Raw genomic sequence first — 12,836 nt, 5'->3', positions numbered from 1 at the left:
CTGATATGTCAGGTGATAGAAAACGCGGCTTCCTTCGCCCTGAAGAAGATAATACGGTAGCTCAACCTCAAAAATGGGGGCTGCCTGATTACACCTCTGATGTGAGTCAACAAGCCAAAGAAACGGCCTTTAATTACGATCCTAGTTGGATGCCGACGGTTGAAAAAGCCATCGAAGATGAAGAGTTGGTTCTGACGGAAGAGCAAATCGAACTGATCAAGCAGGGCGCTTATCAGGAAGGGCTTTACCAGGGGCAAGAGGCTGGCTTTAAGCAGGGCTACGAAAAAGGCAAAGAAGAAGGGCTTGCCGCAGGTCATGCAGAAGGCAGTGAAGCCGGTAAGCTTGAAGGCGTAACGGCAGGTCAGGAGTATATTCAACAGCAAGTTGCTATCTTTATGGGGCTCGCTAATCAGTTTGCCCAACCTTTAGAGCTAATGAACGCTCAGGTTGAGAAACAACTGGTAGACATGGTGCTGACCATGGTCAAAGAAGTGGTTCATGTTGAAGTACAAACCAACCCACAGATCATATTAGATACCGTGAAAGAATCGGTAGAGTCATTGCCTATTTCTGGTCACGCGATCACATTGAAGCTTAACCCTGAAGACGTCGCGATTATTCGTTCTGCGTATGGCGAAACGGATCTGGATTGCCGCAATTGGACGCTGGTGGCAGAGCCTGCACTTAATCGTGGTGACGTACAAATCGAAGCGGGTGAGTCGAGTGTTAACTACCGCATGGAAGAGCGTGTGAAGAACGTGCTTCACAGTTTCTGCGGCGCAAACCGTCACCAAGGCCATGAGTAATGCTTGAGTTAGCGAACCGTCTTAGCCAATACAAAGTCGAAGGGCTAAAATCGCGACCCATTGCATCAGGTAAGTTAGTACGCGTAATTGGCTTAACGCTTGAAGCGACGGGCTGTAAAGCACCCATCGGCAGCCTGTGTTTAGTTGAAACCATGTCTGGTCAGATGGAAGCCGAAGTGGTTGGTTTCTCTGGTGATAACCTATTTTTGATGCCGAGTGAGCAAATCACGGGGATATTACCTGGCGCTCGTGTCACGCCAATGACCTCAGAGAGCGGTATCCCGGTTGGGATGGAGTTGCTTGGTCGAGTGATCGATGGTGTCGGTAATCCACTCGACGGGCTAGGTCCAATTTATACCGAGCAACGCGCTTCATTTAATGCTGAGCCAATCAACCCTCTAGCTCGTAAACCGATTTCTGAACCACTTGATGTTGGTTTAAAGGCTATTAATGGTTTGCTCACGGTGGGGAAAGGGCAGCGTATCGGCTTATTTGCGGGTTCTGGTGTAGGTAAGTCGGTTACGCTCGGCATGATGACTCGAGGCACAACGGCACAAGTGGTGGTAGTCGGTCTAATTGGTGAGCGTGGACGAGAAGTTAAAGAATTTATTGAAGAGATTCTTGGCGAAGATGGTCGTAAGCGATCTGTGGTGGTCGCCGCCCCTGCGGATTCATCGCCACTGATGCGATTGAAAGGCTGTCAAACCGCACTGGCTGTCGCAGAGTACTTCCGCGACCAAGGTTTAGATGTTCTGCTATTGATGGATTCATTAACTCGTTTTGCTCAGGCACAGCGTGAAATTGCTCTGTCTGTGGGTGAGCCGCCAGCAACCAAAGGTTATCCGCCATCAGTATTCGCCAAGCTTCCTGCGCTGGTGGAGCGAGCGGGTAACGGCAACGATGAGCAAGGTTCTATCACCGCTTTCTTTACCGTGTTAACCGAAGGCGATGACTTGCAAGACCCAATAGCCGATGCGTCGCGAGCGATTCTTGATGGTCACGTTGTGCTGTCACGTGAGATGGCAGATGCGGGTCATTACCCTGCGATTGATGTCGAGAAATCCGTCAGTCGTGTTATGCCGCAAATCACCACTGAAGAACATGTCTTGATGTCGAAAGCTGTGAGGCAGGTGCTGTCTATCTGCCGTAAGAACCAAGACTTGGTATCGATTGGCGCCTACAAACCGGGTACCGATCCAGCTATTGATAGTGCCTTTACTTTGAAGCCGAAACTGGACGAGTACTTACAGCAGAAGATGAAAGAAACTGTCCCATATGACATGTGCGTTAACATGTTGAAGCATGTGTTGGGTGGCTAATAGTGAATAAGGTCAGTCATGGATAACGCATTAGAGTTTCTTCTTGATCAAGCCAAGGATAAAGAAAATCAAGCCGTACAGGCCTTAAACAAAGCAAGTGCAGAGCTACAGGGCTACTACGAACAGGTCGCGCAGATCGAAAAGTACCGACTGGATTACTGCCAGCAACTTGTTGATCGAGGTAAGGCAGGACTAACCGCCAGTCAGTATGGCCACTTGAATCGCTTCTTAACCCAATTAGATGAAACGCTCTCTAAACAGAGAGAAGCGGAGCATCACTTTAAGAACCAGGTCGATAACTGCCAAGATTACTGGATGGAACTGCGTAAAAAGCGTAAATCTTACGAGTGGTTGATGGAAAAAAAGCAGAAAGAGAATGCTAGGCTGCAAGACCAAAGAGAACAAAAGCAAATGGATGAACTCTCGACTCTGTTGTATAGCCGAAAGAAGATGTGATCCTAAGCCACGAATGACACCAGTGTTGTTCGTCAGATAGTGCAATCAAAGCTTGTAGGCATGTTTCTTGCTCTGTTGTAGATAAAATTGCGCGTTATGCCTCACCAAGGCATGAAAGGTGCCCGACTTTCTTTTTGTTGCCAGATTTGTGGCAACAAAGCTTGTAGATAGAGCATGTATATATGAATGTTAGTCCTTCCTCAAATTCAACGGCCAGCAAAACGTCATCGTTGCTGGACATGGGGTCTGCTGCTTCAAAGGTCGAAGAAACCGGCGATTCAAAAGGTTTCTTTGAATCATTTAAAGAAGCACTTAGCTTTGAAGAAAGCGACAAAAAAGCTGCGCTTAAAGATACAGAAAGTGCCTCCAAACCTGAGGGCAAACAAACCTCAGCTGAAGGTGATGCGTCTTCTGAAAAGGCTAACAGTGAGTCAGCGGGGAAAACGCAAGGCGATTCAGCTGAACCTAAGAGTACAGATGCTACTAGCGACGCTCAAGCCAAACAAGCTGCTACAACTATAGACGCTGAAAAGACGTCTGTTGAAGGTGCGATGATCAATGAATCAGGAGTTGAACAAACGTCTGAATTAGATTCGCAGTCGAAAGGCAAAACCTCATCGAACATGACGGGTGACGATACCTCGGCTGAGACAGTTCAGTCCAAAGGGGAGCAACTTCAGGTTGCTTCAACTGGTCACAACTCAGCGGCTGAATTAAAAGCCAAAGATGCTTATCAAGCCAACGCAGCGATGAGCGAAGGCAATAAATTGCTTGGTCAGTTGGATGAGGCAAATAAAACGTTAAATCAGACATCGAACGGCAAAGGCTTGCCTCAGCAAGCTCAAGGTAATATCGCGGGTGCTCCTATTACAAGTGCCTCCGTTGCGGGTTTGGCGACACAACAAAATAATACTGCAAACCCAGAAAGCGCTCTTGAAGTGGACTCTGAAATTGCAGTGCTTACTGGCGGTAAAGGTGTTTCTCAGCTGACTGATGATGAAATCCGACAGCTAATGGACAAGGGTGTGACCCCCGAGCAGATCGAAGCGAGTATGAACCGAGAGCTGAGCCAAAAAAATGCGGCTAGCGCGGTTGCTACCGCTCAAAGCCAGTCACTCTCACCAGCGGATATCGAGCTAGCAAAACAGGTTGATGCTCATACCAAAGCGCTGAAGCAATTGAACGCGCAAATTGAATCAGAGCAGTCTGTTGTGGACGGTTTGCTTCAAAAACAACAAAGCGGTGCTAAGCTGACGGTTGACGAGCAAGCTGCTTTAGCCAAAGCAACGTCTAATATAGAAGTATTGAATCAACAGCTAGCTAACGTTCAGCAACAAGCGACTGCTTTACTAAGCCAAGCCCCGAACGCGAACGACACCTCAGGAAATCCAACCGCGATTGATTGGGATAACGCAGATTCGAATGAAGCCAAGGCCTTAGCGGCAATGGCATCGACAGCAGCTGTCGCGACCGCGGCTCAGCAAGCAACATCACAGGCCTCATCTCAATCTGTCACGAATGCTCTCGCGGATAAAGCAGCAATGCTACATGCCAATAATGCGCATGCGGCTCAACAGGCAGCTGCTCAACAAGCTAGCCTTGCTTCACCTCAACAACAAGCTGCGTTAGACCCTGCTTTAACTGCGCAAGGGGTGGCGATGAATGCAGCACCTGCCGCGACCAAAGCCGGCTCAACGGACATGTTACTTAAAGCTGGAGCGGGTGCAGCAGCACTGTCTGGTCTTGGAAAAGCGGGTGCTAAAGAAGACTCTAAAGATTCGACATTTGCTCAACAGATCGCTTCTGCTGCGGGTGTTCAAGGCGCTGCAACTGCGGGTTCTGCGCCAACCCGAGCTGAGATTCAAGCCGCTCAACAAGCGCCTTTGCAGCTGACTAAAGAGCTAGCGAATGAACAGGTCGCGGAAAAAGTGCAAATGATGATGTCTAAGAACCTTAAGAACTTAGACATTCGCCTCGACCCACCAGAGTTGGGGCAAATGAAGATTCGAATGACCATGAATAATGACGTGGCGAATGTGCACTTTACGGTGAGTAATCAGCAGGCGAGAGATGTAATTGAACAAACCTTACCTCGCTTGAGAGAGATGTTAGCTCAACAAGGGATGCAGCTTGCTGATTCATCAGTTCAACAACAGAGCTCTGGTCAGGGCCAAGATAGTTACAACAATGGTGAACAGCAATCAGGTCCTAACCGCACAAATGATGGTCAAGGTGATGAAAATCTTGATAGCAGCAGCAATCTTGAATTGAATGTCGCATCAAAGCGTGATGGAATTAGCTATTATGCCTAATATCAGCCCTATCCCAGTTAGTTAGTGGAAACAACAGGAAATTAGAGAGCAGTATGATTGAAGAACAAGATCCAGCTAAAAAGAAAAGTAAGCTCCTTATCATTATTATTGCCGTAATCGTAATATTGCTTGGTGTCGGCGCGGCGCTGTTCTTTTTCTTAGGATCCGATGATGGTGGTTCGGAGTCTCAGTCCCAACCAGCTACTGCAGCGGTCGCTGTAGAACCCGTCATGTATGTTAATATTCCACAGCCTTTCTTGTTCAATGTTTCGGGTGATAAGAAAGATCGTCTTGTCCAGATAAAAGCACAGTTGATGGTACGTGGCAGCAAGAATGAAGATTTAGCTCGTTATCATTCTCCGCTAGTAGAAAGTACGCTATTAGCAACGTTCGCTTCGGCAACGGTCGATCAATTGCGCTCTCCAACGGGGCGGGTTGAACTGCGAAACAAGGCAACTGAAGATATTAAAGCAAGTCTGGCTCAAGCTGTTGGCCAGCCTGTGATTGAAAAAGTGTTATTCACTGATTTCGTAATTCAATAGGTAATTTGTGACCGATTTATTAAGCCAAGACGAAATTGATGCGCTATTGCATGGCGTTGATGATGTTGAAGAAGTTGAAGATGTCTTAGAAACCGAGAATGACAGTGCGGTCAATTTCGACTTCTCATCTCAAGATCGAATCGTTCGTGGTCGAATGCCGACCCTTGAACTTATTAACGAGCGTTTTGCACGCCATATGCGGATCAGCTTATTTAATATGTTGCGAAAAACGGCTGAAGTGTCGATTAACGGCGTACAAATGATGAAGTTTGGTGAGTACCAGAACACATTGTATGTACCCACTAGTTTGAATATGGTTCGTTTCCGCCCATTAAAAGGTACAGCACTGATAACGATGGAAGCGCGCCTTGTTTTCATCTTAGTAGAGAACTTTTTTGGTGGTGATGGTCGTTTCCACGCTAAGATTGAAGGTCGTGAATTTACGCCCACCGAAAGGCGCATTATTCAGCTATTACTTAAAATTGTGTTTGAAGATTACAAAGAAGCTTGGTCTCCAGTGATGGGGGTTGAGTTTGAATATTTGGATTCGGAAGTGAACCCAAGTATGGCCAACATTGTGAGCCCGACAGAAGTAATTGTTGTGAGCTCATTTCACATTGAAGTGGATGGCGGTGGTGGTGACTTCCACGTGGTGATGCCTTATTCGATGGTTGAGCCGATTCGTGAATTGCTGGATGCGGGTGTTCAATCAGACAAAATGGAAACCGACGTTCGTTGGAGCTCAGCCCTGCGTGATGAAATTATGGATGTGCCAGTCAATTTTCGTGTAAACCTACTAGAGCAAGACATTTCTCTGCGTGACTTAATGGAGTTACGTCCTGGTGATGTTATCCCCATAAACATGCCAGAAAATGCGACTATGTTTGTTGAAGATTTGCCTACGTATCGTGTGAAAATGGGGCGTTCGGGTGAAAAGCTCGCGGTACAGATTTCTGAAAAAATTCAAAGACCGCATGTGGTCAAAACTGATCTCGCATTTTTAGGCAAGGATTTAATGTCTGAGCTAGAAAACGACGATGATAACGAATAGTAAAATAGATAAAAGTATAGGAATTGGTAATGGAACCTAGTGAAGATCAAAAGTTAGCAGATGAATGGGCTGCAGCTCTTGGTGAAGACCCTTCTGCACCGTCAATTGATGTTGATGATGTTCTAGCGGCACCACTCGACGAGCTAACCGATTCATCGTCTCCGATTTCTGAAGATGAGCGCCGTAAACTGGATACCATCATGGATATCCCTGTCACCATTTCAATGGAAGTTGGACGCTCTAAGATCAGCATTCGTAACTTACTTCAATTGAATCAGGGGTCAGTGGTGGAGCTAGAGAGAATTGCTGGCGAGTCTCTAGATGTGATGGTTAACGGAACCTTGATTGCTCACGGTGAAGTGGTTGTGGTGAACGATAAATTTGGTATTCGTTTGACTGACGTTATTAGCCAAACAGAACGAATTAAGAAGCTGCGTTAATGGGCCTTCTTTCTCAAAGGGTGACAGGTTTACCTCACGGGTTCACAGGTGTCGTTCGTGGGCTAATAGGAGTAGGGCTATTCTCTATTCCTTCCATAGCCTTTGCTGCGGCACCTCCCTCTCTCGATTTAGCGACCACCTTTGGGTCGCTAATTTTCGTTATAGCCTTCATTTTATTTATTGCTTGGCTACTGAAGCGAATGCAAGTTCCGGCGATGTCGAATCAACAAGGTTTGGCGATTGTTAGGCAAATACCTGTTGGTACCAAAGAGCGTATTGCTATTGTTCAAGCCGGTGATGAGCAGTTCTTAGTGGGCATTACCACGCAGTCAATTCAGCTGATCTCTAAGCTCGATAAACCTCTTACTCAGGAGATGCTGGAAAAAAGTACATTTTCAAGTCAGCTTTCCCAGCTAATAAAAAAAGATGCAAACAAGTAACGGATTTTTGGAATCTTCTTACTTTTTCCAAACCGGATCTTTCCGACTGGTGAAAGTGTGCTTGGTTCAGCTCATTTTACTCTACTCTCTCGTGTTCAGTGTGTCGGTATTTGCACAAGCTGAAGACGACACTGTGATTCCTGCGAATACCGCTGGCTCAGAGTCGGTCACCATTAGCACGATGGAACAAGATCAAGCCAAATCGCAAACCATGACTACGGGCAGCTTGACGGGTAATGGCGGAGGGATTCCTGCCTTCACCATGACAACCAACGCCAATGGCGGTGAAGATTACTCTATTAACCTGCAAATTCTGGCGTTAATGACCATGCTTGGCTTCTTGCCGGCAATGGTGATTTTGATGACTTCGTTCACTCGTATTGTGGTGGTGATGTCTATCTTGCGTCAGGCGATGGGTTTACAACAAACCCCTTCAAACCAAGTGATCATTGGTATCGCGATATTTTTGACCTTCTTCATCATGTCACCGGTGATCAATCAGGTTAACGAACAAGCGGTTCAGCCCTATTTGAATGAACAGATATCGGCGCGACAGGCGTTTGATGTTGCCCAAGGCCCAATTAAATCATTCATGTTGAAACAGACTCGAATTAAAGATCTCGAGACTTTTGTTGAGATCTCTGGAGCGGAAGTAACCAATCCTGAAGATGTTTCTATGGCTGTTCTGATTCCAGCGTTTATCACATCAGAGCTAAAAACGGCTTTCCAGATTGGTTTTATGCTGTTTTTACCGTTTTTGATTATCGACTTGGTGGTAGCTTCGGTGTTGATGGCGATGGGTATGATGATGTTATCTCCGATGATTGTATCGTTGCCGTTTAAGTTGATGCTGTTTGTCCTGGTTGATGGTTGGAATTTGATACTCTCCACACTCGCCGGCAGTTTTGCCTTGTAGCTGGGGGAATAATGAATCTTGAAATATTCGTAGAGTTGTTCCGAGACGCACTTTGGATGGTTCTCATCATGGTGTGTGCCATTATTATTCCTAGCCTGTTAATCGGTTTAGTCGTCGCCATTTTCCAAGCTGCGACGTCTATCAACGAACAAACCTTGAGTTTTCTACCACGTTTAATCGTGACCTTACTAGCGTTGATGATGTTTGCTCACTGGATGACTCAGATGATGATGGAGTTCTTTTTTGAACTCATCGAACGCTTGCCTCAAGTATTGTACTAGACCAAATGGAATACCCAACGAGCCTTGTACTAGAGTGGTTAGCCAATTATTTTTGGCCATACACTCGCATCTCAGCCATGCTGATGGTGATGACGGTAACCGGTGCACGCTTTGTGTCGCCGCGTATTCGTCTGTATTTAGGCTTGGCGATTACTTTGGCTGTGATGCCTGCGATTCCTGCGGTCCCCAAAGAGATCGAACTGCTGTCGTTTCAAGGGTTCTTGACGGTCTTTGAACAAATTGTGATTGGCGTTTCAATGGGGTTTGTTACCCAATTCATGATCCAAACCTTCGTTATGCTCGGCCAAATTCTAGGTATGCAATCAAGCTTGGGTTTCGCTTCTATGGTGGATCCAGCGAACGGTCAAAACACGCCAGTACTTGGTCAACTTTTCATGCTGTTGGCGACCATGTTTTTCTTGGCGACCGATGGTCACTTGAAAATGTTGCAACTGGTGGTGTTCAGCTTTAAAACCTTGCCGATTGGCAGTGGGTCTTTAACCGCCGTCGATTTCAGAGAGCTGGCACTGTGGTTGGGTATCATGTTTAAAACGGCATTGGCAATGTCGTTGTCGGGTATTATTGCGCTGTTAACGATCAACCTTTCTTTTGGTGTAATGACGCGTGCCGCTCCTCAGCTAAACATATTTTCTTTGGGTTTTGCATTTGCGCTACTTGTAGGTCTGTTACTTTGTTGGTATATCCTTGGCAGCTTGTATAGCCACTATGAGCTATTCTGGTTGCAAAGTGAGCAACAGATATGTCGTCTAATCCGGTTAGATTGCTAGGAGACTGAAATGGCAGAGTCAGACGGTCAAGAACGCACAGAAGACGCCACGCCCAAACGCTTGCAACAGGCCAAAGAGAAAGGGCAGGTTGCAAGGTCAAAAGAACTGGCATCAGCGTCGGTACTGATAGTTGGTGCGATTGCCTTAATGTGGTTTGGCGAATCGATGGCGAAGGCTTTATTCGAGGCCATGCAACGCCTGTTTTCGCTCAGTCGTGACGAAATCTTTGACACCAATAAACTCCTTGAAATCGCCGGTGGTGCACTGGTGAACTTGTTGTTTCCGTTATTCTTGATTCTGATAACTTTGTTCGTAGCGGCAGTCATTGGTGCGGCGGGTGTCGGTGGTATTAATTTCTCGATGCAAGCGGCGATGCCAAAAGCGTCTAAGTTAAACCCACTGAGCGGCATCAAGCGTATGTTTGGTCTACAAAGTTGGGTTGAGCTGCTGAAGTCTATTCTGAAGGTGGCACTCGTGTCGGGCATGGCCATCTATCTTATCCAAGCCTCTCAGCATGATTTGATGCAGTTGAGCATGGATGTGTACCCACAGAATATCTTCCACGCTTTGGATATCTTGCTTAACTTTATTCTCCTGATCAGTTGTTCCTTGCTGATCGTGGTCGCCATTGATATCCCATTTCAGATTTGGCAACACGCCGATCAGTTGAAGATGACTAAGCAAGAAGTGAAAGACGAGTTCAAAGACACCGAAGGTAAACCGGAAGTTAAGGGACGAATTCGCATGCTGCAAAGAGAAGCGGCTCAGCGTCGAATGATGGCAGACGTGCCTCAAGCGGATGTGATTGTGACCAACCCAGAGCACTTTTCGGTGGCTCTGCGCTATAAGCAGAATCAAGATAAGGCACCGATTGTGGTCGCTAAAGGTGTTGATCATATGGCGATGAAGATTCGTGAAATTGCCCGTGAAAATGATATCTATATCGTTCCAGCACCACCTTTGGCGAGGGCGCTTTATCACACCACAGAGCTCGAACAACAAATTCCTGACGGTCTGTTTACAGCGGTAGCACAAATACTTGCCTATGTTTTCCAACTGAAACAGTATCGAAAACGCGGGGGAGAAAGGCCAAAACTGCAAGATTCCAATATGCCGATCCCGCCCGATTTACGTCATTAGATCAATTGCTTGAGCTTAGCTTGATGAACCCTGATAATAGGAGGCTGGCTATTACTCTTTTCTACAAAGTAATGGCGATAATTTGACGTAAGATGTTGGTACAGTGTTTGCTATATCAACTCCGAACATAATAAGTCCGTGTATTATAAACCCGTACATTACAAACCATAGAAACATAGCTTAGACCTGAGCCTCAATCCGCTTGGTGAGATAGCTACAACATAGCGAAACTGTCTAGATTTATGAAATTCTCCCTGCCTTTTGCGGACAAGCTACCGAAAATTCCTAACCGTGCTATGCCTGCGATTGGAGCACCAGTTATGGTACTTGCAACGCTTGCTATGGTGGTGTTGCCCATTCCTGCTTTCTTGTTGGATATGTTCTTCACCTTCAATATTGCCTTGTCTATGGTTGTGCTACTGGTTTCGGTTTATACCCGTAGGCCATTAGATTTCGCGGCATTTCCTACCGTTCTTCTGATTGCGACGCTACTTCGATTAGCCTTGAACGTTGCTTCGACACGTGTGGTATTACTCCATGGTCACGAAGGTGGTGACTCCGCTGGTAACGTTATTGAAGCCTTCGGTAACGTCGTTATCGGCGGTAATTATGCGGTTGGTTTAGTGGTGTTTTTGATCCTGATGATCATCAACTTTATGGTTGTCACCAAAGGTGCGGGCCGTATCTCGGAAGTAAGTGCCCGTTTTACGCTAGATGCTTTGCCTGGTAAACAAATGGCAATTGATGCCGACTTAAATGCGGGTTTGATTGACCAAGATCAGGCTCGAACCCGACGTTTTGAAGTGACCAAAGAAGCCGATTTCTATGGTTCGATGGACGGTGCTTCAAAGTTTGTTAAAGGCGATGCTATCGCTGGTATATTGATCTTGTTTATCAACATCATAGGTGGTTTGAGTATCGGTATGGCTCAATTCGACCTTGGTTTCGGTGAAGCTATCGAAATCTATACGCTATTGACCATCGGTGATGGTTTGGTTGCACAAATTCCGTCTCTATTACTGTCTATCGCCGCAGCGATGATGGTAACGCGTCAAAATACCGATGAAGATATGGGGCAGCAGCTCGTCTTCCAAATGTTGGATAACCCAAAGGCTTTGATGATCACCGCCGGTATCCTTGGGGTGATGGGTATTGTTCCTGGTATGCCGCACTTTTCTTTCTTAAGTTTGGCTGCTGTGGCGGGTGCTGGTGCCTACTTTATCGATAAAAAGAATAAGGCAAAGGCTGAAGATACAAACCTGCCAGCCACTGTCGATGCTAATGGTGACACACCCTCATCGCAAAAAGAGCTCTCATGGGACGATGTTCAACCCGTCGATATTATCGGCTTAGAAGTGGGTTACCGCCTGATTCCGTTGGTTGATCGAGATCAAGGTGGTGAACTGCTTGAACGGGTAAAAGGAGTGCGTAAGAAGCTGTCCCAAGACTTCGGTTTTTTGATCCCCGCTGTACATATTCGCGATAACCTAGAACTGACGCCAAACAGCTACCGAATCACTCTGATGGGAGTCGCGGTTGGCGAGGCCGAGATTAAACCTGATATGGAATTGGCGATTAACCCTGGCCAAGTCTATGGAATGATCGAAGGTGAGCCGACCATTGACCCTGCATTTGGTCTCGAGGCCGTGTGGATTCGTGAAGAGCAGCGCGAGCATGCGCAAGCTTTAGGCTACACGGTTGTGGACTCCTCAACTGTACTGGCGACACACCTTAGTCAACTGTTGACTAATAATGCTTCGCAGTTAATTGGCCATGAAGAAGTTCAGAATCTACTGGAAATGCTTGGTCGTTCAACGCCTAAGCTGGTCGAAGGTTTTGTACCGGATCAACTGCCGCTTGGTGTGGTTGTGAAAGTGCTTCAAAACCTACTAAATGAAGCCATTCCAATTCGAGATATTCGAACGATAGTCCAAACTTTGTCGGAGTACTCCGGTAAGAGTCAAGAACCTGACATACTTACAGCGGCTGCTCGTATCTCTCTAAAAAGACTAATTGTCCAAGAAATCAATGGTATAGAGACAGAATTGCCGGTAATAACCTTAATACCAGAGTTGGAACAAATCTTGCACCAAACCATGCAAGCATCTGGCGGAGAATCTGCAGGTATTGAGCCTGGTTTAGCGGAGCGCTTACAGACCTCCCTTAGCCATGCCACACAAGAGCAAGAGTTGAAAGGGGAGCCAGCGGTGTTATTGACCTCTGGGGTGCTTCGTTCGACTCTCGCTAAGTTCGTGAAAAACACGATCCCAAGCTTGAGAGTGTTATCTTACCAAGAGATACCGGACGAAAAGCAGATACGTATAGTACAAGCTGTTGGTAATTAA

The 12,836-nt window shown here is 46.5% G+C and carries 13 protein-coding genes; all 13 read left to right on the top strand.

The features are described from left to right. Positions 1 to 5: 5 nt before the first annotated feature. Entirely contained in the window at positions 6 to 806 is an 801-nt protein-coding gene (fliH, locus tag OCU50_RS10140; protein WP_060468218.1) for a flagellar assembly protein FliH, read from the top strand. Next, positions 806 to 2,125, top strand: a complete 1,320-nt coding sequence (gene fliI, locus OCU50_RS10135; RefSeq protein WP_060468217.1) for a flagellar protein export ATPase FliI — start codon at positions 806 to 808, stop codon at positions 2,123 to 2,125. Before fliH ends, fliI begins: the two co-directional genes overlap by 1 nt. Positions 2,126 to 2,143: 18 nt before the next feature. After that, entirely contained in the window at positions 2,144 to 2,581 is a 438-nt protein-coding gene (gene fliJ / locus OCU50_RS10130) for a flagellar export protein FliJ (protein ID WP_060468216.1), read from the top strand. A 182-nt stretch (positions 2,582 to 2,763) separates the two neighbouring features. Continuing rightward, positions 2,764 to 4,893 carry a flagellar hook-length control protein FliK gene (locus OCU50_RS10125; RefSeq protein ID WP_060468215.1) on the top strand — a complete coding sequence of 710 codons (2,130 nt, stop codon included), beginning with the start codon at positions 2,764 to 2,766 and terminating at the stop codon, positions 4,891 to 4,893. 53 nt (positions 4,894 to 4,946) lie between these two features. Further along, a complete protein-coding gene (fliL, locus tag OCU50_RS10120) occupies positions 4,947 to 5,435 on the top strand; it encodes a flagellar basal body-associated protein FliL (RefSeq protein ID WP_060468214.1) in 489 nt (162 codons plus the stop codon). Between the two features lie 7 nt (positions 5,436 to 5,442). Beyond that, the gene (fliM, locus tag OCU50_RS10115) at positions 5,443 to 6,486 is read left to right on the top strand and encodes a flagellar motor switch protein FliM (protein WP_017056879.1); all 1,044 of its coding nucleotides are present in this window, start codon (positions 5,443 to 5,445) and stop codon (positions 6,484 to 6,486) included. Between the two features lie 29 nt (positions 6,487 to 6,515). Continuing rightward, positions 6,516 to 6,926 (top strand): flagellar motor switch protein FliN, encoded by a 411-nt coding sequence (fliN, locus tag OCU50_RS10110; protein ID WP_017056880.1) that lies wholly within the window; start codon positions 6,516 to 6,518, stop codon positions 6,924 to 6,926. Continuing rightward, positions 6,926 to 7,366 (top strand): flagellar biosynthetic protein FliO, encoded by a 441-nt coding sequence (gene fliO / locus OCU50_RS10105; protein ID WP_060468213.1) that lies wholly within the window; start codon positions 6,926 to 6,928, stop codon positions 7,364 to 7,366. Before fliN ends, fliO begins: the two co-directional genes overlap by 1 nt. Continuing rightward, positions 7,353 to 8,282, top strand: a complete 930-nt coding sequence (fliP, locus tag OCU50_RS10100; protein ID WP_082710342.1) for a flagellar type III secretion system pore protein FliP — start codon at positions 7,353 to 7,355, stop codon at positions 8,280 to 8,282. Before fliO ends, fliP begins: the two co-directional genes overlap by 14 nt. An 11-nt stretch (positions 8,283 to 8,293) precedes the next feature. Continuing rightward, positions 8,294 to 8,563 carry a flagellar biosynthesis protein FliQ gene (gene fliQ / locus OCU50_RS10095; RefSeq protein WP_060468212.1) on the top strand — a complete coding sequence of 90 codons (270 nt, stop codon included), beginning with the start codon at positions 8,294 to 8,296 and terminating at the stop codon, positions 8,561 to 8,563. 5 nt (positions 8,564 to 8,568) lie between these two features. Further along, complete coding sequence (gene fliR / locus OCU50_RS10090; RefSeq protein WP_017056884.1) at positions 8,569 to 9,351, top strand: flagellar biosynthetic protein FliR; 783 nt, start codon at positions 8,569 to 8,571, stop codon at positions 9,349 to 9,351. 9 nt (positions 9,352 to 9,360) lie between these two features. Then, positions 9,361 to 10,491 carry a flagellar biosynthesis protein FlhB gene (gene flhB, locus OCU50_RS10085; protein ID WP_017056885.1) on the top strand — a complete coding sequence of 377 codons (1,131 nt, stop codon included), beginning with the start codon at positions 9,361 to 9,363 and terminating at the stop codon, positions 10,489 to 10,491. 242 nt (positions 10,492 to 10,733) lie between these two features. Beyond that, positions 10,734 to 12,836 carry a flagellar biosynthesis protein FlhA gene (gene flhA / locus OCU50_RS10080; protein ID WP_046224363.1) on the top strand — a complete coding sequence of 701 codons (2,103 nt, stop codon included), beginning with the start codon at positions 10,734 to 10,736 and terminating at the stop codon, positions 12,834 to 12,836.

Source organism: Vibrio toranzoniae, from assembly GCF_024347655.1.
Classification (GTDB): domain Bacteria; phylum Pseudomonadota; class Gammaproteobacteria; order Enterobacterales; family Vibrionaceae; genus Vibrio; species Vibrio toranzoniae.
Note: the sequence above shows the minus strand (reverse complement) of the source record. Positions and strands in the feature narration are given on the sequence as shown.